Here is a 26,624-nt window from a genome sequence, read left to right as displayed (position 1 = left end):
CACTGGGGCCACCGACACAAGCGCACCCCTGCGATGGTGTTGGGATTCATCCAGCGGCCAGTTGAAATTGCTGAGATATTGGTGGTCAGAAGTTTTAGATGCGTCACTTCTTAGCTGGACAGTGCCCTCGATTAAGTTGCCCAAATCCAAATCATGCCAACGACGATCACGCAGAATCTGAGCCTGTTGATCGGACCAAGCCACGGTGTCAGTCTCGTAAAGCGTCTTTGCATAAGTCATGGATGCAACTCAATCAACGTTTGACTGATTCTCTCTAACTCTAGCACCACGACTATTGAGCAGCGAGTTCAGCACCTAATAAAACCTAATGTTCTCGCTGAGCACCCCATAAACAAGAGTTTCGACATCCCATTTTGTCCCATTGAGGATTCTTCTGAGTTCGATGAAGATTGAAATTGTCAAGCGAATACATCAATTCAATTCGCACCAATCTTTATTAACAGTCAGGAGAAACACAGTGAAAAATACTCAAGCAATCGCTCAAGTTTTAGCCAAAAAAGGTCTACTTCTCACCGCAACCACTGCTTTAAGCCTGGCTGCAGTTACAACTTTTACCCATGCACCGGCCCATGCTTTTTGTATTGAGCTACCCGGCCTCAGACTCGGATGCGACGGTGGAACAACGCCCGTCACACCTCCCTCAGCACCTAAATATTCCGTGACTCAGAAGAACCCCCATACCCGCAGTGTTGTGCAACGTTTTGGCCCTGTTGACAAAGAGACTGCGACCAAAAAGCAGCAGGAGTTTCAAAGAACGCACTACGCGATCTTCCGATATGCGGGCATTGGTGAGCAGGTTCATACTCGAGCGTTTTCCAGCAGCTACGCAGCGCAAAACTATCTGACCTCCAAAGGACCGTGCCGTGATGCGAATGCTTTTGGAATCTGTGTCCTAGACCTTCAACAAGTGCGACCTGCCATTGTTGAAATGACTCAGGTTAACTAAGACTATTTCCCATCATTTAAGAAAGCTGATCCACATCAGAGCAACACATCAGCTTCTGCACACATCTATCCAAAACTAGAAGAACTCAGTCGGGTGAATCACAATGAATAACACAGCTAAAAAAGCACTCAGTCTAAAGTTTGCATTCCTAACAGCAGTCGCACCACTCATGATGCTTTCGTCTCCAGCATCAGCAGGAATATTTCGTAAAAGCTGTAAAGACGCTTATCTCAAAGTTCAAAATGATACCAGTCAAAAAATCAAGGTTATTGATCTCGACTACTGGGATGAGAAAGATGATAAGTGGCGTTCAGAGCCAGTCCCGAATGAGGTTATCCCCAGTGGTCAACCCTGGCAAGAGATTCGGAATCTAGAGAAGGTCAATAAAGACGACACTAAAATCAGGGTGAAATACCGGACGCTGACAAATAAGGGCAAGTGGAGCTGGAAAGTCAGCAAGAAAGAATCTGGCACGTTGGTCAAGTGTACGCAAGGTCAGCAATATACCATCACCCTTCGATAGCTTAATTAAGCCTACGACTGGCGACTCAGACACCGAGCTGGAGCATCACGATCAGGCAACTTGAGAATACATGAAGTCTTTGCCGATCTCTCTAATGCTCCAGCTATTATGGGTCCAGCCTATCGATTTCCCTGGGGTTTAGAGGCTGGCCTATCCAGCCCAATATTTTTTTGCGATCGCATCCCTCTCTCTTTTCCCATCATGAACGCTAACCCATCTCATCCCTACCGTCATCTGGGGGGCAGTCTTCCTCTAGATGATCCCACCTATGTTGTGCGGACCGCCGACCGAAATCTCTACCAGGCTCTGAAAAACGGTGAGTTCTGCTACGTTCTCAACTCACGGCAAATGGGTAAGTCTAGCCTGCGGGTGCGGGTGATGCAGCAGCTACAGGCTGAGGGTACCGCCTGTGGAGTCGTGGACTTATCAGCCATCGGTACCGAGATTGCAGAAGAGGCTTGGTACAAAGGAGTTGCCTATCGCATTCTTCGAAATTTCAAACAGGCCAAGAAATTCAAATGGCGACAGTGGTGGGATGAGCATAGCTTTCTTTCGCCCGTCCAGCAGCTGAGTGAGCTAATCGATGAGGTGCTGCTCACGGCAGTCACCGATAACATCGTTATCTTTATTGATGAAATCGATAGCGTTCTCAGTTTTGACTTTTCTACTGATGATTTCTTCAGCTGGATTCGGTCCTGCTATAACAACCGGGCCGATGATCCAAACTATCGGCGACTGACCTTTTGTTTACTTGGGGTTGCCACTCCCTCCGATCTGATTGCGGATAAAAAACGAACCCCGTTTAATATCGGGCGGGCCATTGAGCTGAATGGATTTGAGCTCGACCAAGCTCAGAATGCATTGATGCCAGGATTAGGAGCAGAGGCTCCCGAGCAGGCGCTGGAGCAGATTTTGTACTGGACGGGGGGACAGCCATTTTTGACTCAGAAGCTCTGTCAGTTAGTGGCTGAAGGCAACAATTCCAATATTGAACAGGTGGCTCAAGCCTACGTGATTGAGAACTGGGAAAGTCAGGATGAGCCTGAGCATCTGAGAACGATTCGCGATCGCATCTTCTGCAATCCCAATAGCTCTGGACGCCTGCTGGGGCTCTATCAAAACATCCTGCAACAGCAGGGCGTGCAGGCCAATGACAGTTCCGAGCAGCGAGAGCTACGTTTAACCGGGCTGGTGGTTAGACGCCAGGGACAGCTTCAGGTTTTTAACCCCATCTATGCCAGAGTTTTTAATCAAGATTGGGTCACACAGTCCTTGGCTGACCTGCGCCCCTATGCCCCAGCGCTAGAGGCTTGGGTGGCTTCAAATCACCAGGACTCATCACGGCTGCTGCGGGGAACTGCGCTCAAAGAGGCTCAGGTCTGGGCGGATGGCAAAAGCCTCAGCGATTTGGACTATACCTTTCTGGCTGCCTGTCAGGAAGCTGAGAAAGAAAGGGTTGAGGCGGCCCTAGCCCTTGAAGCAGAGGCCAAGCAGATCCTTGCTAAAGCCAACAAAAAAGCCAATCAGCGCATTCGTTTAGGGGCAGGCATTCTAACCTTTGCGGGGTTAGCTTTAGCCGGATCTCTGACCTACTCTAGTCAGGCCGCTATTGAGGCGAGAGCGGCGAACGAAAAGACGAGTGAGGCAGAACAGGCATTCCAGACGGCTCAGTCAAAAACGCGCTTGGCTGAGCGAGCCTCACAGAAAGCGCGCACTGAATTAACCCTTGCCCAATCTGATGTAAAGCAAGCCAACCAGATTCTCACTCGGACACAAAAACAAACCCGAACCAAAATTCAGGCCGCAAACCGACAGATTATCGCAGCTCGCCGACGAGCGACGCAGGCCAATCAAGCCACGCTTTCCGCTCAATCGCGCACTCAACAGGCTGAACTGGAACGGCAACAAGCTGAACTGGAACAGCGGGATGCGATCTCAAGTGAAGCGCAGGCTAAAGCCAATACTCGTCAAGCGCTCACGGCCCAAGTACAGGCAGAGTCGGCCCAAGCCAAGGCGGAATCAAACACTCAAATCGCCCTCATCGCCCAGCAAGAAGCCCAAGAGGGTACAAGACTAGAGCGTTCTGGCTTAGAGGTTCTACAGCGGTTTTCAGTGCAGCAAATTTCAGGATTGGTCGCGGCTGTCAACTTAGGCAAAGAGCTGCAGCAAATTGTCGCGGATGGTCGACGGCTAGCTGAGTACCCCGCAGCCAGCCCCTTACTGGCATTACAAACGATTTTGGACCAGATTCAACAGGCGGGAACGATCTACGATGGCCCCGATGAACTCCGGTTCTTCAGTCAAAGGAAAAACATCCCAGATGTATGGTTGAGCGCCGATAGCCAGCGGTATATAACGTTGAGTGGTGCTGAGGGTACACCGCTGCTAAAGCTCTGGGATATCCAAGGGAAAAAACTCCAAGAGTATCCACTAAACGCTGCAAAGCAGTCGGAGGACTTCAAACTGTGGTCTGTCTATGTCGCCTCTCCCGAACAACCCTCAGCATTGGGTCGTCGAAATCTAGTCGCGATGAGCTGTGCCGGACGGCTCTGCATTCATAAGTTAGGTGGTAAACGCGTGACGACACTCAATATTGAAATTGACGATAGGTTTGCCGACGGTACGCAGGTGGCATTCTACCCAGAACAGGGAGAGATTGTAACGGTTGACCAGCAAGAAATTAACAAGATTGAAGCGGAAAAAGGGGACGGGAGCAGTAACAGCCGCGAACATCGCAGTATTGTGCGACGTTGGAATCTAGCCGGTCAGATAATTGATGAGGCGACCAGTCATAGCACGATCACTTTATCGACATCCGGTCGGCATTTGCAGGTGTGGAGTGATGACAAAAAAACAATACAGCTTACGGACCTCCAAGGCGAGCTGATCCAAGAACTCAAGCGCCCTGACTTTGCAGCATTTGACTTTAGTCCATCCGGCGATCGCATGGCTGGACTCACTTGGGAGGGCGAGATTCAGATTCAAGATTTAAAGGGCAATCAAATTCTTAGTTTCAAGGGGCATGTTCCCGAAATCCAATCCACATCTGAAGCCAAGGAATGGTCCCAGAGACTTTGGTTTGGTAGCGATCGCTATTTAGTCAGTACCGCCTCTTCCTCTTCTGACAATGCCACCCATCTCTGGAATATACAGGGAAATCAACTGACGTCGTTACCTTCTGCCAGTTCCGAGCACCGCCCTTGGTTTGTTGGCTTCACCTCGCAAAATAACCGCATGGTTACGGTTGATGCTAGGCCAGGGAAAGGGAGTATCTTGCGTCTCTGGACTGAAGACGGCACCTTGCTCAAAACGCACTCTTTGAAAGAGACGAGCATTAGTGCCCCCGTCTTTCAGCCTCAAGGAAAGCATCTTGCCACGGTCGAATCTAATATGTTCTCCTCCAAGGATGTCATGATCCGACTATGGAACTCTGATGGTCGGCAGGTTGCGGCCATTCCGGTCGAGGGACAAACCCAAGGATACGATCTCATTTGGAGCTTCAACAGTCGTCGTATTACTGCTCTGATCGATCAAAAGACAATCAAGTCCTGGGATTTGAGCGGCAGATTACGTCAGACTTTCGTTGTGCCAAAAACCCATAAGGCTCTTTTCAGTTTGGGGGACAATCGCATTGCGACACAGGACTTCGATGGGGTGATCGCATTCTGGGATAGCCAAGGCCAACAGACTGCAACACTGAAGCATCCTGCGGGTTCAGACATTGCCACAGCATGGTTTTCAGCAGGGCAAAACCAGATCATAACAGCGGCTGTTGATGGTGCCCTCCGTCGCTGGAATACCCAAGGCAAGCTACTAGAGGAGACGCAACGGCATCCCTCTGAGGAGTTGTACAGCAGCAAAGTTTGGCCGAGTCCGACCGGCGATCGCTACGCTGTTGCTCAAGACAGCGGCAACGTCCAGCTCTGGACCCTTGACGGTCAGCAAATTACCACCTTTATCGGCCACTCAGGAGCCATTGATCAGTTCCGGTTTAGCCCCGATGGGCAAAAGTTTGCAACTTCTAGCATTAGAGATCGCACTGCCCGCATCTGGGATCTTCAAGGGCGACAAATTGCCCAATACGACACGGCGAATTACTACGGCATTCTGTCAGCTCTCAATCCTGACTGGACTCAGATTGCAGTCATCGAAGATGCGCCTCACGGTCAGACACCTCAGACGACTGTAAAAGTTTGGCCTGTCGATACTTTAGAGACGCTGATAGGTCGAGCCTGTCGGCGACTGAATTCAACGCTAGCCCCTGAGTCTCAGCGCGGCGGGCTGTACAACAGTCAGGGGCAAGGGATTAACCTCTCAGAAATCTGTGACGATCGGGCTGACGCGATGGATACATCAGCCAATGCGTTTTAAAGTCCTAGTGTTCAATTTTGCAAGAATCTTGGGTGGAAGCGGAGTCAATTATTATGCCATCTTGATTCCCGTAGTATTCGCGCTTTGACAGCAGGTAAGCAGAATACGACTCACTGTGAATACCGCGTCGTCGTTGAGAAAGTCTCAGTCTTTATCTGGATTTCTCACAAGTCTTTATCAAAATTCCCTTTAGCGCTTTACTCGTACGAATTTAAGGCAATAACAGTGTGCATTTTAAAGCTGTTTTAAAAATTAGCCTAAGCAACGCTGTTTGTCGCAGATCTTTCTGGCCTTATCCCTATGGAAAGATCCCGTAGATTTTCTGAGGCAACAGTTGGTTTCCTGCAGGTACCATAATGACAGAACGTTCAGTCATCCTGAACGCGCCAGCATTAGGTCAAAATCACAATCTCATTTTTGCACTGCGGAGGCTCTGGCAGAGTTGATATCTAAAGGTTACAGATGGTGCTTCCAAACAGCCTCAAAATAGTGCAACGTGCTTTTGTCAGCACGCTAGTTGCCTCGTCTGCTTTTTCAGTCGCTGATAGCCAGAGTCGTTACCAGAAGGCCGATCAGGGTTTTGCCTTGCCTTTAGCAATAGGGTTAGGACTGGTTATGCTGACGTTGGGAATGACCACGATACTGGTCTCTCAAAACAGTCGCTCCACTGCATGGCAACGAAAAGAATCTGGCGCAAGTCAAGCCAGTGCGGAAGGTGGCTTTGCACGAACGTTAGCCCAGCTTATGAGGCCGAATAATGCAGTCTTATTGGCTCGTAATTATGATCCCATTAATCCTAAAACAGGCAAAACTTACTTTGGCCCAGATGGCATGCTCAATAGCGGGGACGAAGAAAGCGCTGCGATTGATGAATGGGGAAGTGCGACGACAACCCCATGCATTAGCCCGGGGATAGCTCCACCCAACATCAGCTACAGCGGTGCATTTGGCACCAGTGGCCAATACACTCTCAAGGCTTATCGATATAACCAAACTCAGAAAACAGCTAGCTTTTTAATCGAAGGTACACGAGACGCCTCGGCCTCTTACATTGTCACAACCCTACGGGTTGACACCCCTGAAGTTTTTCCTGGTGTACTCACGAGCCGAAGCATTTATCTACAAGGCAGAACTGTGACAGGCAATAATGGCAACCTTTTCTATAATCCTGGCTATTCAGCAAGTCCGACTTTTACAGGAGGAACTTCTCCAGGGGATAGCAAGCGTTCTCAGTCTTTAGACGCGATCTGGTCCGGCTCGACGGATGGCTTCAGCGGGGATGCCGTTAAAGGAAAAATTACAGCCTGTCCGATTGCGTTTACTTGGCCTGTGACTCCCCAAGGGACTGACTTGGGCGTTTTGAACAGCAGTAGAACCTTGACTGCAGCCGGTGGTGGCATTACCTACTACCAAACGCCCGAGATCCAGCTCACTGGGAACGATACAGTGACGGTAGATACAACGTCTGGTCCCGTATATCTCTACGTCCATTGGTGGTCATCTCTCAGAGGGAACTCCAAGATTCAGAATATACGCACCGATGGTCAGCCTCCTCGAGTCGGTGATCTGAGAATCATCATGACTGCAATTGACGGTGCACCGTTAGACCTTTATGACACCAGTTGTATTGATACAGCCTTTTTCTATAGCCCTTACTTAGACTTACAAATTCAAACGACGGGAGACGGTTGCCCCAGTCCTGGTAACAGCAACTTTGATGGAGTTGTTTGGGTAGAAGATGTCGTCAATGCACCTAGCAGCTCTACAACTCGCCCCCCCTCAGATTATGATGGAACGCTCATCACTACGACAGGAGCCACCTCTGGCATTGCTGTGCCTGAAGACGTGTCCAGTCTTGCAGATGTCTTATCGACCGTTGAGTTGCCTGTTAAACCCAAGTTTCGTGACGTAAAAACTTGGCAGCGAGTCCGCCTATAATCCTATTGTCTGCCCTGCTTTCAACATAATTCTGCCTGTGACCTCTTTTTCATGACCAGGTCACTGACTCAGCAGTCGGGCTAGTCGCACAACGGGATAAAGAAAAGACAGCCACGTCGGGAGTGGATAAAACTCGCGATCGTCTGGCGTAGGTCTCAAGAGATTTTTGACAAAGGTGAGGCTACAGCGAGACCGATCGTCGAAGCGTTCAAGGAGCTGAAAGCCAAAGATAAAGCGCTGCCATAGGTTGACGGTCAGATCTGCGTCGTCGTCGCCTTGAATAATCTGCTGCCGGACCTGAGAGGCTAATGATTGCTGGCGGAAGTCTGTTTTTATGAGAGTTGCGATCGCATCTGGCAACTCCACCGCTAACAAATCCCGAGCCAACACCAAACCCAGCAGCAACATTTGCTCTGTTCCGGCCCAGCGAGCTTTCTGAACTAGATCAGCCCAGTTCAGTTCATCGTGTAGGCGAACCAGCTCAGCCACATCACAAACCCAGCTCAGACGCTGCCAGCGATCCTTGGCCCCATGAATACAAAGGTAGAGCAACAAATCCTCTGGATGGAGGCTAGCGATCGGTGCCCCCAGCACAGACACTGTCTGGAGACGATACCAAATCTGATCAAAGGTAAACGACAGATGATAGAACTCGCCCGCCACCAGACGCTGATGTAAATCGATACAGAATAAGGTTTCCGGGTGCTGAAACGGACATTCACCCAAAGCCCGTACGAGTTTTCCCTCGTGTCTGGGAGAGTTGAGCAGATAGACATGCTGCATGCCAGACCGGTAGCCGTGGGCAAACAGCAGATCGCGGGCTTCTCCAAAATGCTGAGGATGCACCAAGATGTCTAAATCACTAAACGTTCGCAGCGCTAAATTTTGGTAGACAGTGGTTGCCAGAAGCGGCCCCTTAAAAGAAATAGCTGGAATCTGATGTTCAGCCAATAGTTTAAGAAGCTGCACCAGTTCCTGCGTCAAAGCAAGATTATCCAGTTGATTGTCCTGAAACTCTTGCTGCAGCTCTTCTAGAATCTCAGCAGGCACTAAGGCCGAAGCGTGGGTATTGAGAGCCTGATACAGCAGCGGAACGACGCGATGCGTAAAGGCCGCTTCAATGACACTAGCCCAATCAAGGGGCTGCTGCAGGAGTTGCTGTAGCTGGTCAACAATGGCGTCATTGAGCTGGGTACGCGCGCAGTACAGCACTAGCTGCATTTCTGGAGATATTACTGTGACCGTTGAGGCAATTGGGTTTGCCGAGATGACCATAGGGATTGATTCTAAATAGATCAAAAATTAGCGGTAATTTTTAGCTTGCGTCTCATAGAGCTGAGCATAGGTCCCCCCCCGTCTCAGCAACTCCTGATGTGTACCCTTCTCAATGATTGAACCATTTGCCATGACGTAAATACAGTCCGCCATCCTGACAGTTGCTAAGCGATGACTGATTAAGATTGCGGTTTGGTTGTGCGTCAGCTGGTAAAACTTCTGGAAGACCTCATACTCTGCCTTGGGGTCAAGAGCGCTCGTGGGTTCATCCAGGATAATAATGGGGGAATTGCGTAAGAAAGCCCGAGCCAGAGCAATGGACTGCCACTGTCCACCACTGAGTTCTTCACCAGCTTCAAACCACTTGCCGAGCACCGTTTGATACCCCTGCGGCAGTTGATGAATCACCGTATCGGCTCCTGAACGAAGAGCTGCTTCCTTAATGGCAGCCTCATCGGACAGCTCAATATTCCCTAACCCAATATTTTCCCGAGCCGTCAGATGGTACTGCACATAGTCTTGAAACACTGCGCTCATGTGGCGGTGCAGCTCTGTAATCTCGAAGGATCTGAGATCAATGCCATCTAGCGCAATTCGGCCTTCGGTCGGATCGTAAAGGCGACACAACAGCTTCACTAGCGTTGTTTTACCACAGCCGTTCTCGCCCACCAGCGCAATGGTTTCTTGGGGACGAATCGTGAGACTTACGTTTCGGAGAGCCTGCCGCGTAGTTTTAGGATATTGGAAGCTGACGTTCTCCAGCGTAATACCCTGCTGCAGAGGCATCGGGACAGATCGAGGCTTGACCAAAGCAGGCAAGCGAGACTTCAGAGCTAGAAATTCCCGGAAATTCTCAATGAAGAGATTATCTTCATATAGACCGGCTAATCCCTGCAGGACCGCTCGCATTGCGCCTTGTCCACGCTGAAAGGCCTGATGGTAGAGCACTAAATCCCCAAGCTTTAGAGTGCCCTGCACCGTCTGATAAACGATAAAAGCATAGGCTAAAAATACGACACCGCTCGTGATCAACTGAGTACCGGCGAACCAAATAAATCGCCGCATCACCAGCTTTAATTTCTCTCGATACAGGCGCTGGCGAATCTGCTGAAATCGCTGTCCAAAGAAGCGGCTCAGGCCATAGAGTCGCACCTCTTTCGCTGCCGAGTCAGACGTTAGCAGCCACCCTAAATAGTCAGCCTGTCGTTCCAGAGACGTACGGCTGCGCTCCCAGCGATAGAACACCTGAGCAAATTTCATTTTCACAAACATTGCGGGTAGAGCTGCCGCAAACAACACCCCAATCAGACCTGCATGCAGCGACAGGAGCAATCCCACCATTGCCAGCAGCGAAATGCCGTTTTCACCGATCTGCACAAGGTTGTCGAGAATATCGACGGGGCGGTAGGGGGCTTCTTCTTCGGCTCGCTCTAAAATGTCGTGGTACTCAGGATCTTCGTAGTATCCAAGGTCTAGGGCTGCAGCTTGCGTATGGAGTAATTCTTGGGTGTAATCGGTCAGCCGCTGGCGCTGGGCCGCATTGATCAGCTCTGAGAGGGCGATACACAGGTTCGTAATCAGCATCACCCCGGCGTAGAGCCCCACCAATACCAGCGCCTGATTGAGAATAGGGGCTTTGTCTGCGTCCGTGACGCTGACGGTTACAGCATCGACGATCAGCTTGGTGAGATAGAGAGAGGCGAGGGGTAAAATCCCCTGAATGACAACGAGAATCAGACGACCAATCGTCCAGCCCGGAGAACTCTGCCAGACCAGCTTTGTCGCAGTTTTGAGGGCGCCACATTGGGCACGAAGCAAATGAAGCAATGGACCCACTGGCATCACGAATTACAGCCTTCGACGGATTAATTAGGACATCAAGGTTGTTAAAACCGATGTCTGCCAAAGAAGGGCTACCCTAACTTAGCTGGCGACGGCGATAGGAGCAATCACCAACCCGAATCAAACGCTGGCTAAGGCTAGGTCGGCAAGGTGTAATTCAACTAAATCCACAATGTCGGATACTGCGTCCAAGTCATATTGCCGACTCAGGTAGCAGATGGGCACCTGCTTCACAAGCTGAGTAAAGTGAGCAAAATGAGCGGCGTGGTTGGTGGCCTGAAGCATGGCGTCGCCGAAGCGAGTGCAGTACCAATTCGGCAACAGCTCCATTAAGGCATCCTGTCCAGTTAGAACTTCTAACTCTAAGGTAGGTCCCTCGCCTAACAGATAAATGCACTGTAGCGGCAGCGGCTCCAGGGAAAACTGGTCGTGATAGTGATGCGATCGCTTCTCTAATTGTGGGTGCAGACGCGGCATCGCCTCAGGTTTGTCGCCTAAACACTCTGCCGATTCAGGCCAAAGCTTAAGCTGTGGGTAGCCGGGTAGCACCAGAGGAGGCACATCCATCCGTAGCGCAGTGACGTCATCGGTCATCACCTGGTGGCCCCGTAGCTGGAAGGCTCCTGCGGTTGTGGATTTGCCCTGACCGCTGTCGCCTAGAAATGCAATAGCAACGCCATTAACAGCCACCGTACTCGCATGAAGCACTAGCAACTGACGCTGATGCAACAGTAATCCAAGGGCAGCCCCCAACAAGTAAAGGCGGATCACTCGCTCATCGGCCCCGGGTAACGGGTCGACAATAATCTCCCGTCCTCCTTTCACCCTAAAGGTTCCAGCATTCTCCCAGGCGAGATAGGCAACCTGCTCGCGGATGTGACAGGTACATTCTGAATTCGTAGCGACCAGCGACGGTGCAGACAGCTTGCCCCACCGGATGACGATATCTGCATCGCCCGTCCCAGGAGCTAATTCTGGTAAATGAAGGTCAGACTGAAGGGTGAGACCGTAGGCAGAATACATAGGCATGAATCGTTGTACACCAATCGCGTTTGAAGTCGCCTGTTGCTGAAATCTAAATTTTGAGCAGGAGAAACTCACAGACAATAACGCGATGCAGAGCACCGCGTTATCAGCGTTCAAAACTCAGAGCCCCCGCCTGGTGACCTTAAGCCAGCAAACGGAAGCGCAAAAAGCCCCGTACGCTTTCCTAAAAAACAGGAAATAGCGCGACTATGAACCGCTGCCTTGGGGATGCTTAAGCCTTGCTCGCTTGATGAAAATGTGACGGGCATGACGACGACGACGGCGACGACGACCGTATCCCTTCGTGATTTCCTCAACAGAACCGTGAACAGCCAAGGCTGGGGATGAATAAGCTTTCTTATGCTGCATCATTTATCTCCTAGAAAAAGTGCATACAAACTGCCAAAAGACACTAGTGACGTTAGTCATTGAGACCGCGAATGAATGATCAGCGAGCAGCGGCTATCTCGTGTGCAGACATGCAGGACAGTTCCTTCGAGCATTGCTCTTCAGAACGCATCTAGCGAAATTAGAATCAACCTAAAGCTCGCGAATGTACTTATCTAACAGCGAAATAGACGTTGCAGAGACATAAACAACCGAGATTGCCTATGCTTTGCTTACCCCAAAACCCTCTATCTTGCCTGTACCCCCCAAGCAAGTGAGTTTGATAGTGAGTAGCGCCTGAATAACTAACAGAAGACTATGAACGAGATGTTCATAGACATAACTAGCATTACTTTTGTAATTACAGTGTACAAAATTATAACCGCCAGGTTAACAGAACGCAATATTCTCTTAACGTTCCAAAAATAGAGATGGTGGTGTCCAGATGAGACCGAGCAGCTCTACTGTGGCAGACTACAGAGATCTAGAGCATGATCACCTTGCCCCACAGGTATGGCAGTACGCGTATTGATTAGGACATCAAAATGGTTGAACATCATGTCCGCTAAAGAAGGGCTGTCCTCACTTAGCCGCGTATTGCTATAGACCGCTACAAAGCCGAGCTATTGAGCTTATAATAAGCATGAGTACTTACCAAGAGGTTCCTCTGTGCTGCAGCTCCTTCACCCTGAAAGCTGGCAAGATTGGACCATGGTTATGGGCTTTAGTAGTCTCTTTATTTTGGTCGTTTGGCGAGTACTGATGACCAAACCCCAGTGACTTAGCAACCGTGAAGGCAATGGACCTAGAATGAGGAAACCGCTATTTGTAGGATCCTCTTTTGCCCATGACCGTTGTGTCTTCACACCCTTCCCCTGCTGGGGATACCCTCACTAAGAACGTTCAGCAAACTACACTCTCCAATGGTCTGACTGTTCTCACTAAAGAAGTCCATACAGCACCAGTGGTCAGCGTTCAAGTTTGGTATCGAGTCGGGGCTCGCAACGAGAAGCCCGGTTCCAGCGGCATAGCCCACCAGCTTGAGCATTTATTGTTTAAGGGGACTCACCAGCGCCCGATTCAGTTTGGTCGCCTTTTCAGTGCCCTAGGCAGCGATTCCAATGCCTTTACCAGCTACGACATGACGGCCTATTTCGGTACGGTCAGCCGCGATAAATTAGAGGCGCTACTTGTCCTTGAAGCGGACCGAATGCGGAACGCCCGCATTGATGCAGAGCAGCTCGCCAGTGAACAGCGGGTGGTGATTTCTGAACTGCAGGGCTACGAGAACAGTCCTGAGTATCGCTTGGGTAAAGCTGTAATGCAGCGAGCGTTCCCCAACCACCCCTATGGTCTATCGGTAGGCGGATCTAAGGCCGATGTGGAGAAGTTCACAGCGCCCCAGGTCAAAGATTATTACGATCGCTTTTACTGTCCCAGTAATGCTGTTCTGGTGATTACGGGCGATTTTGAAACAGCTTCCACGCTAGCGGTTGTAGAGCAAGCCTTCGGTGATTTTGCCGCTTCGCCTGTCGAGCCGGTGATTACGGCCTCCTTAGACGCCCAGGGAGAGGGAACTCCTGACCCTATTATCCTTCGAGAACCTGGCAGTACTTCACTGTTGGAGGCTGTTTATCCCTTGCCCAATGTGCATCACCCTGATGTGCCAGCGCTAGACATTATGGACAGCATTCTGTCGGCAGGGCGCAATTCTCGGTTTTACCAGGCTCTGATTGATTCGGGGCTGGCTAGCTACGTGAGTGCCTATGCGGTGGCGCTAATGGAGCCGGGTTGGTACAACATTTCGGTGGTCGCTGCTCCAGACCAAGATCTAGAGACGTTAGATCGGGTACTGCAGGAGACGATTACGGTGATCCAGCAGCAGCCCGTCAGCGCCGAGGAGCTGCTGCGGGCGAAGGTCCAACTCAAGGCCAGTCTAATTCTTAGCAATCGAGAAATTGACCATCAGGCCAGTCAGTTGGCCTATAACCAGATTGTCTCGGGGGACTATCGCTACAGCGATCGCTATTTAGCGCATCTGGAAGCGGTGACGGCAGCGGATGTACAGCGGGTTGCTGCCCAGTATCTGAAGTCCAGTCAGCGAACGTCGGGTTGGTTTGAACCCTCTCAACTCACCGACCAGCCTTTTTCCGGTGGTCCCGCAACGCAGACTGCGGAAGACTTTAGCCCCAGTGAGCCGGTGGATCCAGCGGTGGTGGCGCAATATTTGCCCCCCATCCCGGACGCGACGGTTTCGAGTACCCAGGCGCTGCCTGAAAAAGTGGTGCTATCGAACGGTCTGCGGGTGCTGCTGCTTGAAGACCACAGCTCGCCTACGGTGACCCTTAGTGGCTACATTCAGGCTGGCAATAGCTTTGATCTGCAGTCTCCTGGTTTAGCCGGACTGACGGCAGATAATTTGCTCAGCGGCACCCAAACGAAGGATGCCCTCACCCTTGCTAAGGCGCTGGAGAACTGTGGAGCAGGACTAGACTTCAGCTCTTTTCGAGAAGGGGTTGATATTGAAGGCTATGCCCTGTCCAGCAATATCTCAGTTTTGCTCGATACGCTGGCAGATGTACTGCAGAATGCGACGTTCCCTGAACAGGAGGTGTTGCGATCGCAACAGCGCACCCTCTCGGGTCTCAAGATGGAGCTAGACGATCCAGGGCGGCTGGCGCGGCGCACTTTTCAGCAGCGGATCTACCCAGCAACGCACCCCTTTCACTCTTTCCCGACAGAAGAAAGCCTGAGAGCCATCACTCGGGACGACCTGCAGCACTTCTATCAAACTCACTACCTGCCCCGGCAAACCATACTAACGTTAGTGGGCGACTTCAAGGTAGGCGAGATTACTGACAAGCTAGAGCATCTATTGGGGGCGTGGCAGTCGCAGGGTTCTGTTCCCTCACTATCTTTTCCAGAGGTAACGCAGCCGTCGGAGATTGATCGCCTTCAGGTCCCCATGACCGGTAAATCTCAGGTCGTGACCTATCTGGGCTACTGCGGCATCAATCGGCACGACCCCCGCTACTATGCTGCACTTTTATTTAACCAAGTCTTGGGGGGCGATACCCTAGCCAGTCGATTGGGGACAGAAATTCGCGATCGCCAAGGACTCACCTATGGCATCTATAGCTATTTTGCTGCCGGAGAACAGGCGGGCCCCTTTGCGATCCAAATGCAGACCTCCCCAGAGGATTCAGAGCAGGCCATCTCTAGCACCCTCATGCTCCTGCGACAGCTCCGAGAATCGGGGATTACGGCAAGCGAGCTAGAGACAGTGCAACGAACGCTAGTCAATAGCTACCCCGTTGATCTTGCAGCCCCCGACCTTCTTGCCCAGCGCATTCTTATGAATGAAGTGCACGGGTTGCCCCTGACTGCCATTCAAGAGTTTCCGCAAAAGCTTAATGACATCTCGCTGGATGAAGTCAATGCTGCCATTGAATCTTTAATTCACCCAGATAAACTCATTATCGTGACGGCAGGAGCGCAATCCTAATTGCTCCGAATGACAGAAGCCTGAGTCTTCTGCTAGGGCGAGCGCCGAACACTATCGCCATTGAGAGTCGTCCGATAGACGTAGCTTTGGCCCGTTGCCGTATCCATGACTTCTACCTGCCACCCTTCGGTCAGTGCTGCTAGACAGGCCTCAGCCGGTCCCCCCAAACCCAGACAGCCATCGGACCAAGTTTCTCTGCTGTAGGCTTTAACCTGCAGCGATGTCACACCCAGCTCTTCACTAAGCTGAGCTTTGACCTGATTTGCAACTTCGTCCGGCAGCCCTTCTTGCTCAGCAGCGGCTCCCTGTTCAGAATTCGGCGCGGTAGTCTGAGGGACTGAACTGGGGGCTTCGGGCTGTGCCGAAATAGTGCAGCCGCCCAGCAGGCTAAGACTGAGCAGCAAGCTAATAAATCGAGTAAAGGAAAACATGAGATCTGACCTCTAAGTTGCTCAAACCCAATCTAGAGTTGATGATGCCAACCGCTTTGCCCGTATAAAATCATTGCTTAGTTTTTCTGAGGGGTTGCTCTCTCAATCGCCTTTTCAATAGACGTCGTGAGATGTGCAGCCAATGTTTTGACGTTTGGCTCTTTCAGAAAGCTGTCAGCGGAAACAACACCATGACATCCTGGCACATCATAGATCGTCAGCGCGGCGGCGATCGCTCCCCAACTCTGCTCTAATGCTGGAAACTTAGCACGGCTTTGAGGCGTTAAAAACAGGGTGGCCAGGTGAGGATAGGCAACATCCGTCACATACTGAGCAGCAGCCTTTATATTCTCTTCTTGAACATTGAACAGACGCAGTGCCGGGAACAAACGCAGCGTCGGTAAGAGCGGGAGTCCAAACGCTCTGTGAAATTTGAGGATAGCTCGCAACGATTTTTGCTTGGCGACAAACCAGCGACGACGGGCGAGTGACTTCGGTTTAGAGGGACTGGCTGGCGAGTGATTCATGCTCCTCCCTGGGGGTCGAAGGGGCGGCGGATCAAACAACGCTAGCAGTGCGATGTCTTTGCCTTCTGAGGTGAGTCGGTGCGCTATTTCTAAGGCAATGAAGTTACCCATACTGTAACCGGCAAGGAGATAGGGGCCATTGGGATAGAAAGACCGTATTTCCTGGAGGTAGGCATCCGCCATCGCCTCGATCGTGGTCAAGGGCAGCTCTGTCCCATCTAGTGCCCTAGACTGCAGCGCATAAAAAGGCTGGTCTGTCCCCAAGTTCTGTGCCAAGTCACGGAACATTAAAACATTCGCACCAGCTCCATGAATACAGAACAAAGGCGGCTTCGATCCCTGAGGCTGAATAGGAACTAGCGAAGACCAAGGCTGTGACCACTGGGTAGGAGTATCGAGGTGAGTGGCAAGCTGCGCCAACGTGGGTGCCTGCAGCAAAACGGCAGGGGGCAGCGTAATCCCTAATTCCTTTTCAATGACAGTGCAGAGCCGCACCACCATCAAGGAATGGCCCCCGAGTTCAAAGAAGTTGTCGTTAAGGCTCACTGACTCAAGCTGGAGTAGCGTTGCCCAAATCGAGGCCAGATGCCGCTCTATTGGCGTCCGAGGGGCGACAAAATCGGCGGTACCTGTTACCGGCGCGGGCAATGCCTTGCGGTCAACTTTACCATTGGGAGTTAAAGGCAAAGCTGCCATTGGGACGACCGCACTCGGCATCATATATGCAGGTAGCTGTGCTTTGAGAGATTGCTTGAGTGCCTTGAGATCGAAATCATGGGCAACAACATAGGCCACGAGCCGCTTATTCCCAGGCGTATCTTCCCGAGCAATGACGATGCAGTGCTGCACCTGTGCATGGCGGCTCAGCACCGCTTCGATCTCACCGAGTTCGATGCGAAAACCACGAATTTTCACTTGGTGATCAAGACGCCCTAAAAATTCAATATTGCCGTCTGGTCGATAGCGCACTAAATCACCGGTTCGGTAGAGGCGACCCTCCCCAAAGGGATTAGGAATAAATTTTTCAATGGTCAGATCGGGACGATTGAGGTAGCCACGCGTCAACCCAATCCCACCAATATAGAGTTCGCCAGGGATTCCCACGGGTAAAGGCTGACGCCTGGGGTCAAGGATATAAAGCTGGGTGTTATCAATGGGGCGACCGATAGGGGGACAAGCCCCATCACTCTTGCATTCAGCAATCGTCGCGCACACGGTACATTCAGTGGGACCATAGGCATTGAAAAAGCGTCGCGGCTGTGACCACTGAGCAACGATCCTGCCGTGGCAGGCTTCGCCTGCAACAATGATGCTTTGTAGGGCAGGTAGCTCTATGGAGGGCAAAACCGCTAGCACTGAAGGCGGTAAAGTCACGTGAGTGATGGCCTCTGTTTGCAAAAGACTCAGGAGCGCTGGCCCTGGCATCAAGGATTCTCTGGAGGCCAAATAGAGGCTGGCACCTGCATACAACGCCATGAAGACCTCTGAGATAGAGGCATCAAAGCTAAAGGAGGCAAATTGGAGAATCCGGCTAGAGGACTGCACCGCAAAGGTGCGGCACTGCGCTGCCGCTAGGTTGGGAACCCCTCGGTGTGTGACGAGTACACCTTTGGGGCGTCCAGTGGAACCAGAGGTGTAAATGACGTAGGCTAACTGCTCAGAATGAACGGGATTGTTGAGGTTTTCAATGTCCTGATCGGATGGTTGCGCTTTAGCATCAAGGCAAATGAACTGGAGCGGGAAGGCTGAAAACTGATCTCGGAGAGCGGCTTGCGTCAGCAGCACGGATACCTGCGAATCTTCAAGCATGTAGGCTAAACGATCTGCGGGATATGCCGGATCGAGGGGCAGGTAGGCACCGCCTGCTTTCAACGTTGCCAGCAGCCCCACAACCATATCTGGAGAGCGCTCGACGCAGATGCCGACCAGGGATTCTGGGCCGATGCCCAAGTTTTGTAGTTGGTGCGCTACTTGGTTGGCGCGTTGGTTCAGAGCTTGGTAGGTTAACCGTTCCCCTTCAAAAACCACGGCGATGGCTTCAGGGGTCCGTTCTACTTGAGCTTCAAATAACTGATGAATGCAGGCTTGCGGATAGTCCCGCTCTGTCAGGTTCCATTCCACTAGCTGCTGATGGCGTTCGGCTGCAGTCAGGAGGGGAAGGTCGGCAAGCTGCTGCTGAGGATCGGTGATCATGCCCGCGAGCAAACACTGCAGATGTTCTAGCATTCGACGGATTGATGTGGCTTTAAACCGCGTACTGTAGCGACAGTTAATAGCGAGGTGATCTTCGTGCTCTGAGATGACCAGAACGAGGTCACGCTCGTTCATGCAATCTGAGATGTCTAGGAGTGCAGCCTGTGAGACTGGCGTTTGAGAGAGTTCAGTGGGATGATCGCACAGCACCAACATGGTTTGAAAAATAGGTGCCTGGACATCAGCAGCGGGGTGGCTTGCGTCATTAACGAGATCTGCGAAGGGGTAATCTCGATGCTCGGCAGCTTCCTGCAACATGTCTGTGACGTTTTGCAGAGCCTCATTTGCACTTTGAGCGGCCGTGAGAAAGGGTCGCAGGGCAAGGAGGTTGGTGAATTTCTGTGGAGACCCGGCGGCTGTCTGGCGACAACTATCGACGGTGACGGAGCCGATAACAATATCTTCTTGGCCTGTATAGCGCAGCAACAGGGTGTTGAAGGCGGCTAGAAAAGCGGTGAGCAGCGTGATGTTCTCGCGAGCAGTAAACTGCTGGAGCTGGGCACTCATACTTGCCGACAGCTCAACGCGCTCTTCATTTCTAGGCCAGGACGGAGCAGAGGAATGGATTGAATCGAAGGGCAGCTCCACCCCCGTTGGTCCCCCTCTTAATTTTTGCTGCCAGTAGGTTGCTTGGCTGGCTTGCTGGTCCCCACACCGTATCTGTTGGCTGATCATCATTTTTAAACGAAATGAATGTTCTTAATGATTTGCGATCGCAAGTCAAGCCACATCAAGCCCCGCTCAATCAATTGAGCGTGAAACTTATCCCCCATCGATGACCGCCGCACTGACAACCTAGGTTGCCAGCCATCGCTTTTATTAACTTGCCCAAATAACCTACCCCTTGACGCTAATGGAGGTTCCCAATCCCCATTAGTTCACAGAACCCAATTATGAGTATGCGCTGAGTCTCTGCTGAACATGCCCAATATAGCAAATATAATTTCGCTTGATAAATGATGTCGAAGCATAAAGTTTTATCGCAGTTTATGCAGTCGGCAACCGGCTTTTTATGTAGAAGAACGCATCGAGAGGCCAATCCGTTTTAGTTTCTCGTTAATTTCTAGAACCCTAACTTTCACAACTTGCCCGACTTTGACAACCTGCTTAGGATCTTGAACGAAAAAATCAGCCATTTGAGAAATATGGACAAGGCCATCTTGGTGGACGCCAATATCGACAAATGCGCCGAAATTCGTGACGTTTGTAACAACTCCCTCTAGGGTCATGCCGGTGGTCAAATCGGAAAGTTCTGTGATGCCCTCTTTAAAGGTCGCATACTTGAATTCTGCGCGGGGGTCACGACCGGGTTTTTCGAGTTCGGCAAGCATGTCGCGGAGGGTGGGTTCACCCACTGCATCGGAAATATACCGCTTCAGATCTCCGGGCTGGAGACGCTCAGGAATCTGGCTGATGTGGGTTAAGTCCACCTGCAGATCTTGGGCAATCTTTTCAACAACAGTGTAACTTTCAGGATGGACAGCGGTATTATCCAACGGGTTTTTACCCGCGCGAATGCGAAGGAAGCCCGCAGCCTGCTCAAAGGCTTTGGGGCCTAGCTTGGCAACTTTCAAGAGCTGACGCCGGTTTTTATAGACGCCGTTCTGATTGCGGTAGGTGACAATATTATTTGCGATCGCACCTGTAATGCCTGACACAAAAGTCAGCAGTTCTTTGGAGGCAGTATTGAGATCAACACCAACATAATTGACACAGCTTTCCACCGTATCGTTCAGCTTTTGTTTGAGGAGTTTTTGGTCAACATCATGCTGATATTGACCGACGCCAATCGACTTCGGATCGAGCTTCACCAGCTCAGCTAAAGGATCCTGGAGGCGACGGGCAATGCTAATCGCACCTCGGACGGTGATGTCTAAGTTGGGAAACTCTGCGATCGCAACTTCACTGGCCGAATAAATCGAAGCCCCTGACTCATTCACCATCACCTTAACGGGCTTCCGATCTAAATTTTTGAGAACTTCGGCCACAAATGAATCGGTCTCTCGGCCTGCCGTCCCGTTGCCAATCGCAATCAGATCAATCTGATGTTTGTTGATCATGCGCTTTAGGGTGTGGCCGGCCTTTTCTCTTTGGGCTGCCGCCTGGTGCGGAAAGATAGCCTCATACTCTAAAAACTGTCCCGTCTGGTCTAGGGCCACCACCTTGCAGCCGGTGCGGAAGCCTGGATCAATGCCCAGCGTCGGCTTCATCCCCGCAGGGCTAGAGAGCAGCAGCTCTCGCAAATTCGTTTCAAAGGTTTCGATAGATTCGCGGTCGGCGATCGCCTTGCAGGTGGCTCTCACCTCATTAGTCAGGGATGGCTTCATCAGTCGATTGAAAGCATCTTCAATCACAGTCCGATAAAAGTCTCTAATCTCTCTAGTCTTGGCCCGGATGATCTGTGACTCAAGGTGGGCCAGCAAAGGAGATTCATCACAGGCAAGAGCGACAGAGAGAATGCCTTCTGATTCACCCCGATAGAGGGCCAGCAAATTGTGGGGGGCAATCCGATTCGCTCTGGCCTGGAAGCTGCGGTACATCTCGAACTTTGTGCTGCCTTCGGGATATTTCGTTTTGATCCGAGAGACGAACTCACCCTGCTTATAGAGGGTGTCGCGCACATAGGACCGCAGCTTAGCCTGCTCAGCAATGGCTTCCGCCAAGATATCGGCGGCCCCTTTGAGAGCATCGGCGGTGGCTTTGATGCCTTGCTCTGCCGAAATATATTGCTGGGCCTGCTGCTGCAGCGACTGAGGCTGGGCTTGGGGATGATTCTGTTTCTCGATCCAGGCTGCGAGGGGCTGGAGACCTTGTTCCCGAGCTTGGGTGGCGCGGGTGCGGCGACGAGGGCGGTAGGGCAGATAGAGATCTTCGAGATCTGTTTTCTGCTGACAGGCCAGTATTTTGTTCTTTAGATCAGGGGTGAGCTTATTTTGTTGTTCGATGGATTCGAGAATAACCTGCTTGCGGGCCTCTAGTTCGGTGAGATAGGCATAGCGCTCTGAGAGCTGCCGGAGCTGGGTTTCATCCATCTCTCCCGTGCGTTCTTTGCGGTAGCGGGCAATGAACGGAATGGTGGCTCCTTCTGAGAGAAGTGCGATCGCACTTTCAACTTGGCACGGACGTAGGGATAGTTCTTGGGCCAAGGATTGAGAGAAATTCGTCATTTTGCAAAGGGTGACTATTCAGGTCAGGTCAAATCATAGCGACTGTCTAAAGCGTTCCGAAATCATCATTGAATAGAGTGTAGAAATGAGACCTTCTACATAAATCTGCCACAAATCCGCTAGGTCTTCTGCATTGAAACCTTCACGCTCAGATCTCAATGATGTCAAAACTCGTCTTGTCAGAAATTTGGTAGAATAAAAAATCAGCGTCAAGCGTTAAGATGCGACTCTCCCCCGTTTTCTCCGCAGTCAAGACTAAAGTAGCATCCGCCAAGTCCATTGGCCGATCCTGATACTTCTCCATCAGCTCAAACAAGCGACCATAATCATCACGTTGAATCTCGTGAATCTTCAGCAAGCCATCAACAAGATATTTAGCCACCTGCTTCTGCATGGCCCAACCGCCCTTCCCAAGTGACAAATACATCACCTCAGTCAAGCAAGCCCAAGTCGTAATCAAAACTTCCTGCAAGCCAATGACCGCCCTTCGACAATCATCGTGCCGAGGCTGAGTGCGATCGACCATGCTAAACAACACGCCCGTATCGCACAAAATCATAGTTCAAGGCCTTGCTTGCGATATTTCTCGACCAAAATCTCATGAAAACTCTGCTCCTCTACATTCTCTTTTAGAGGCAGTTTTTCAACTTCATCGAACCATTGTTCCCAACGATCAGCAAGGGGAACCTCCTCAACAGCCTGCAGTATATGCGGCTCAACCTGTTTCTTAGACGATTTATCTAGCACTACGACCACATCATACTCGCCCACCTGCAAATCAGCAGGTAACTGTACCGTCAGCGTCCGATCTGTATTAATTTGCGCCTTCGTTTTAATCGTTTGCATTTCTGCATCCCTCGACTAGATCAGTAGTGACCATCAGCTATATCTATCGTATCAATCTGGCCCCTAATGCCTCCAGTTTTGTGAAGTAGGCGTAGCGTTCTAAAGCTGTCACAGTTAGTTTCATCCATTTCTCCGGTGCGTTCTTTGCGGTAGCGGGCATTGAACGAGATAGTGGCTTCCTCTGAAAGAAGTGAGATCGCATTTTCAACCTGACTCAGACGCAGCGAGAGTTCTTGGGCCAAGACTTGAGAGAGATTAGACATAGAATGCCAAAGTCAGAACTAGTGATTTATCAGCACTCTTCATCTTACGGGTCAAACATTAATTCATGGGCCTCAGCCCAAGCAGCTTTATTGACGACGGAGGACAACCTCGACAACAGAGTCTTCACCGACAGCATCCGTCACAACATATCGAATCAGGCGCAGTTGTCCTGCCGACAGCGATGCACCCTGAAGCGATGGTGTCGCAGCCCTGACACTGCTTCCTGGCAAAATCACTGAACTCGACGCCCCTGTCCCTGTGCCGTTACCCGAAAAGATAATTGAGTGCCCCAGGTTGCCCGTCCCGTTCGCGTTTTGAGTGGGTTCTGTATCCCCCACATGAAGGTCAAAATGGATATAGCCGTCAGCGTTGGGAATCACCATATCGTCAGGAATCAAGACATTGGCTTGGGTTTGACCACTGGTAAGGCTATGTGTGATCTGGACAATTTCATAGCGCCCCTGACTATCAACTTTGTTGAGCAAGACCTCCCAGTTATGGAGCTTGGGAGGGAACTGCTGAGAGTTGGGTTCAAACTGGTAAGCCACGACGCCGTTTTCGGTCTCAATCTTCGAGACTCCCGCTGGGCGAGGCTCAAGTGATTTGACAGGAGCTGCGTAGCTGACACACAGCATAGATAACAGCAGCCCAAATCCAATGCGATTCATTCTTGTTGCCCCAATGTCTATCCTTCAGAGTGCCCAAATTGTCCTGATTTTCAAGCAATGAAAGGCTTTATCGCTGCCAGGACGACACAGACTCACGAACCGAAGTTTTTGAAGCCCCATAGCTGACGATCGCAACATCCAGATCAGCATCAGTAAATTTCTGAAGTGCCCGTTGGATGGCGGCAAAAATCCAGCTATCACGATTGCCGAAGACGCCACCGCCAATCAGCGTCAAGAAAACCTGATTGTTGCCGGTGTGGGCAAAATTCAAGAGCGCCGCGCAGAGCGTCGCTTCGTAGGACGCTTCAAGAACAAGCCGAGCAAAATCAGCCCACAAAGTTTCAGGATGCGGTGAGTAGGCAACAGGCAAAGCTGAACAATAGGCTTGCGTGACCGTATGTTTGCAGTTCGCAAGCGTCACCTGAGTATCCCATTGGATGCCAATGCGTAGGGTTTGTCGCAAAGCGTCACACTCAACTTCTGACATAGAGCCAATGCGTTTAGAGATCTCAATGAGTCCATCTTCAGAGGCTAGAGCGTAACCATTTTGCATTTTCCATAGACGTTCATTGGTATTGTCCAGCGCCTGACCCACATCCAGAAGACAGTCAATTTGATTGTCAGTCGACTGTCCAATCTGTCCATTGACGTGGGCGAAATAGTTGCGATAAATAGTGCCCGCCCCAGATGCGATCGCACAGGCTGGCCCCTGCGTCGGATCAGATCCATAAATCCCCACACCCGCTTCTGGAGTAACGGATGGCGAAACCATCTCCAACAGATTGAATTGAGAGGCTACTTGGAACAAAGCCCCTGCATTGGCAACATCTATATGCAGTTGCTTGGCGTCACCAACGATCTCATGCAGCTTTAGTTGCCCGCTTACTGATCGATGCCTTGAGACCTGGGCGCGCAGATCGGACAGCGTCGGCGTTTCTAAGCGACCACAGGTCATCGTCCTGCCATTTATCTTAGAGGTGATCGTATTGCCAGAAACAGTTAGACCGTTTCGGACCTGTTCAGGAGACTCTTCTCGAAAGCCTGTTAATTCTTCAAACCACATAGAAAATCCCCTAAACGGTCAGCAGCCTGGATCAACGTGGCCATCACATTAGAGATGCCTGCAATAGGGCATCCGCTACTCACGATAGTCAGTGGTGATTTGAACGTCTAAATTCTCTCGATCAATAGAAACGAAGAACTGATTGGGACGACAGCAAACCTGGCAGTCCTCAATGTAGGACTGCTCATATCCCGCACTGATATCGATAAAGGTTGTGCTGGACTCGCCACAGTAAGCGCATTGATAGTCCTCTGTCGTTTGCATAGTCTCTCAGCAAAATAAATGAACGCGCTCAATTTCGTGATGGAAGAGCCTGTCAGGATCGTACTCTTTTTATTGCGAGTGAGCTTCTGTCAGGCTGATAACCTTACGCATCAGACATTGCAGAGAAATGTTAATTACTTTATACTTTATTCATATTTCTTAACACAGAGTTCCTGAACCGTGAAAAAACCTGTATCTACTTTGATGTCTGCCATTCTATGTGGTGTCCTCTGGCTCAGCATGGGTTTAGGGCAAGCTGCTCAGGCCACAGAATCCAGCAATCAGTCATACTTCCTTAACGAGATCGAGACGGATCGTACGATGCTGGTCTCACCAAACTTTGATGGCGACTTATCGCTGCAGCCTCTATGGGAATCACTGGGTGAAATTGGTGAAACCTACGATGTCAAGGGCGCACAGGTGCTTTACTCCAACTGGCCAAATGTTCGAGAAGTCCCTCGACTTTTGGTGCAGGTTGAGCCGAAGGCGAGCGGCGTTGAGTCAACGGCTGTTGTTGCCGACAGTAGCTCTATCACAGGCAGTAATCCTGGCTAAGTTTCGTTCTGTTCTTTATTACTTGAGAGTCACCCATGAAAATTCTTACCTCTGCCCCCGTTATCGCAACCGTTTGGTTTGTCTTCACTGCGGGTCTACTTATTGAAGTCAACCGCTTTTTCCCTGATCTGCTCTTTCACCCTTAACCTCAAATATGAAACAGCCCGCAGTTGATGCTGTTGCTATCAATCGCATCATTGAAATGGCGTGGGAAGATCGGACGCCTTTTGATGCGATTGAGTACCAGTTCGGTTTACAAGAGAAACAGGTTATTGCTCTGATGCGCCGAGAAATGAAGCCCTCTAGCTTTAGGCTTTGGCGTAAGCGAGTGTCTGGCCGCAAGACGAAACATGCCAGCCGGCGAGAGGTGCAGGGCGATCGCTTCAAATGTGCTACTCAAAAACTTAGGATTTATAGGTCTTCAGGCAAGTAAGGCGATGGGCCTTTGTAAGGTCTTGAATTTAGATCTGGCCTCAGTCTTGTGGTTGCTAGTCGGCTGGGTGAGATGAAAAGTGAAGCTCTTTCTTAGCGAATCGTTCGGCCGTAGGCCGTCGTAATGTTTGTGCCTCGCCCCGAAGATTTATTGAGTCTAATACAGTTAGATGATAGGTAAGGTAGGGACTTCAGAGGAATCAACATGCAGCTCATGCAGCTCGCTCACGATGTTATCAAAGACTCGGCTCACCGGCTCAGAATACTGACGTAGGGCGAGATCTGAGAGGGTGGGCTGAGGGTGGTGAAGTTTTGTCAAT

At 50.9% G+C, this 26,624-nt stretch carries 22 protein-coding genes and 2 pseudogenes; 9 read left to right on the top strand and 15 right to left on the bottom strand.

Features of this window, described 5'->3' with window-relative positions; all coding sequences use genetic code 11:
• Positions 1-114 (top strand): annotated as a pseudogene (locus C1752_RS29255) (IS1 family transposase); the annotation flags it as partial.
• Positions 115-159: 45 nt separating this feature from the next.
• On the opposite strand, the pseudogene C1752_RS29250 reads toward C1752_RS29255, so the two are convergent.
• A pseudogene (locus tag C1752_RS29250) lies at positions 160-240 on the bottom strand (DUF29 domain-containing protein); the annotation flags it as partial.
• A 238-nt stretch (positions 241-478) separates the two neighbouring features.
• Here C1752_RS29250 and C1752_RS09565 point away from each other — a divergent pair.
• From C1752_RS09565 to C1752_RS09550, 4 genes are all read left to right on the top strand, one after another.
• Positions 479-967 carry a hypothetical protein gene (locus C1752_RS09565; protein ID WP_110985818.1) on the top strand — a complete coding sequence of 163 codons (489 nt, stop codon included), beginning with the start codon at positions 479-481 and terminating at the stop codon, positions 965-967.
• 103 nt (positions 968-1,070) lie between these two features.
• Entirely contained in the window at positions 1,071-1,490 is a 420-nt protein-coding gene (locus tag C1752_RS09560; protein WP_110985817.1) for a hypothetical protein, read from the top strand.
• Positions 1,491-1,550: 60 nt separating this feature from the next.
• On the top strand, positions 1,551-5,861 hold the full coding sequence (locus C1752_RS09555; RefSeq protein WP_146242315.1) for an AAA-like domain-containing protein: 4,311 nt from the start codon (positions 1,551-1,553) through the stop codon (positions 5,859-5,861).
• Positions 5,862-6,323: 462 nt separating this feature from the next.
• Positions 6,324-7,799, top strand: a complete 1,476-nt coding sequence (locus C1752_RS09550) for a hypothetical protein (RefSeq protein ID WP_233501492.1) — start codon at positions 6,324-6,326, stop codon at positions 7,797-7,799.
• 60 nt (positions 7,800-7,859) lie between these two features.
• Here the strand turns inward: C1752_RS09550 and C1752_RS09545 are convergent, their stop codons facing one another.
• The 4 genes from C1752_RS09545 to C1752_RS09530 form a co-directional block, all read right to left on the bottom strand.
• Entirely contained in the window at positions 7,860-9,074 is a 1,215-nt protein-coding gene (locus C1752_RS09545) for a nucleotidyltransferase domain-containing protein (protein ID WP_110985815.1), read from the bottom strand.
• A 27-nt stretch (positions 9,075-9,101) separates the two neighbouring features.
• On the bottom strand, positions 9,102-10,916 hold the full coding sequence (locus C1752_RS09540) for an ABC transporter ATP-binding protein (RefSeq protein ID WP_110985814.1): 1,815 nt from the start codon (positions 10,914-10,916) through the stop codon (positions 9,102-9,104).
• Between the two features lie 120 nt (positions 10,917-11,036).
• A complete protein-coding gene (locus tag C1752_RS09535) occupies positions 11,037-11,945 on the bottom strand; it encodes a phosphoenolpyruvate carboxykinase (ATP) (protein WP_146242314.1) in 909 nt (302 codons plus the stop codon).
• A 204-nt stretch (positions 11,946-12,149) separates the two neighbouring features.
• On the bottom strand, positions 12,150-12,311 hold the full coding sequence (locus C1752_RS09530; RefSeq protein ID WP_158535052.1) for a lasso peptide: 162 nt from the start codon (positions 12,309-12,311) through the stop codon (positions 12,150-12,152).
• Between the two features lie 865 nt (positions 12,312-13,176).
• Here C1752_RS09530 and C1752_RS09525 point away from each other — a divergent pair.
• Complete coding sequence (locus C1752_RS09525; RefSeq protein ID WP_110985811.1) at positions 13,177-15,834, top strand: M16 family metallopeptidase; 2,658 nt, start codon at positions 13,177-13,179, stop codon at positions 15,832-15,834.
• Positions 15,835-15,866: 32 nt separating this feature from the next.
• Here the strand turns inward: C1752_RS09525 and C1752_RS09520 are convergent, their stop codons facing one another.
• The 9 genes from C1752_RS09520 to C1752_RS09480 all read right to left on the bottom strand — a co-directional run bounded on the left by C1752_RS09520 (position 15,867) and on the right by C1752_RS09480 (position 25,317).
• The gene (locus C1752_RS09520; RefSeq protein WP_110985810.1) at positions 15,867-16,265 is read right to left on the bottom strand and encodes a DUF8738 domain-containing protein; all 399 of its coding nucleotides are present in this window, start codon (positions 16,263-16,265) and stop codon (positions 15,867-15,869) included.
• Between the two features lie 77 nt (positions 16,266-16,342).
• Positions 16,343-19,720 carry a non-ribosomal peptide synthetase gene (locus tag C1752_RS09515; RefSeq protein WP_158535051.1) on the bottom strand — a complete coding sequence of 1,126 codons (3,378 nt, stop codon included), beginning with the start codon at positions 19,718-19,720 and terminating at the stop codon, positions 16,343-16,345.
• Positions 19,721-20,055: 335 nt separating this feature from the next.
• Positions 20,056-22,212, bottom strand: coding sequence for a Tex family protein (locus C1752_RS09510; protein WP_110985808.1), 2,157 nt, complete (start codon positions 22,210-22,212; stop codon positions 20,056-20,058).
• Between the two features lie 148 nt (positions 22,213-22,360).
• Complete coding sequence (locus tag C1752_RS09505; RefSeq protein WP_110985807.1) at positions 22,361-22,771, bottom strand: type II toxin-antitoxin system VapC family toxin; 411 nt, start codon at positions 22,769-22,771, stop codon at positions 22,361-22,363.
• On the bottom strand, positions 22,768-23,058 hold the full coding sequence (locus tag C1752_RS28055) for a hypothetical protein (protein ID WP_146242313.1): 291 nt from the start codon (positions 23,056-23,058) through the stop codon (positions 22,768-22,770). Before C1752_RS28055 ends, C1752_RS09505 begins: the two co-directional genes overlap by 4 nt.
• Before the next feature lie 20 nt (positions 23,059-23,078).
• A complete protein-coding gene (locus tag C1752_RS09495; protein WP_110985806.1) occupies positions 23,079-23,321 on the bottom strand; it encodes a Tex-like N-terminal domain-containing protein in 243 nt (80 codons plus the stop codon).
• 87 nt (positions 23,322-23,408) lie between these two features.
• Positions 23,409-23,990 carry a hypothetical protein gene (locus C1752_RS09490; RefSeq protein WP_110985805.1) on the bottom strand — a complete coding sequence of 194 codons (582 nt, stop codon included), beginning with the start codon at positions 23,988-23,990 and terminating at the stop codon, positions 23,409-23,411.
• Between the two features lie 67 nt (positions 23,991-24,057).
• The gene (locus C1752_RS09485) at positions 24,058-25,053 is read right to left on the bottom strand and encodes a hypothetical protein (protein WP_110985804.1); all 996 of its coding nucleotides are present in this window, start codon (positions 25,051-25,053) and stop codon (positions 24,058-24,060) included.
• 75 nt (positions 25,054-25,128) lie between these two features.
• Positions 25,129-25,317: a CPXCG motif-containing cysteine-rich protein gene (locus C1752_RS09480; protein ID WP_110985803.1), complete on the bottom strand. Its 189-nt coding sequence runs from the start codon at positions 25,315-25,317 to the stop codon at positions 25,129-25,131.
• Between the two features lie 180 nt (positions 25,318-25,497).
• Here C1752_RS09480 and C1752_RS09475 point away from each other — a divergent pair, with 180 nt between their 5' ends.
• From C1752_RS09475 to C1752_RS09465, 3 genes are read left to right on the top strand one after another with little or no spacing between them, the layout of a single operon-like run.
• The gene (locus C1752_RS09475; protein ID WP_146242312.1) at positions 25,498-25,872 is read left to right on the top strand and encodes a hypothetical protein; all 375 of its coding nucleotides are present in this window, start codon (positions 25,498-25,500) and stop codon (positions 25,870-25,872) included.
• Between the two features lie 35 nt (positions 25,873-25,907).
• Positions 25,908-26,018 carry a photosystem I reaction center subunit IX gene (gene psaJ / locus C1752_RS09470; protein ID WP_110985801.1) on the top strand — a complete coding sequence of 37 codons (111 nt, stop codon included), beginning with the start codon at positions 25,908-25,910 and terminating at the stop codon, positions 26,016-26,018.
• An 8-nt stretch (positions 26,019-26,026) separates the two neighbouring features.
• Positions 26,027-26,305, top strand: coding sequence for a TIGR03643 family protein (locus C1752_RS09465; RefSeq protein WP_110985800.1), 279 nt, complete (start codon positions 26,027-26,029; stop codon positions 26,303-26,305).
• Between the two features lie 165 nt (positions 26,306-26,470).
• On the opposite strand, the gene C1752_RS28370 is transcribed toward C1752_RS09465, so the two are convergent.
• On the bottom strand, positions 26,471-26,623 hold the full coding sequence (locus C1752_RS28370; protein WP_158535050.1) for a hypothetical protein: 153 nt from the start codon (positions 26,621-26,623) through the stop codon (positions 26,471-26,473).
• Position 26,624 lies beyond the last annotated feature (1 nt).

The sequence above is a fragment of the Acaryochloris thomasi RCC1774 genome (assembly GCF_003231495.1).
In the GTDB taxonomy this organism is placed as follows: domain Bacteria; phylum Cyanobacteriota; class Cyanobacteriia; order Thermosynechococcales; family Thermosynechococcaceae; genus RCC1774.
The sequence above is the reverse complement of the archived record's forward strand: the minus strand, read 5'-3'. Positions and strand labels throughout refer to the sequence as shown.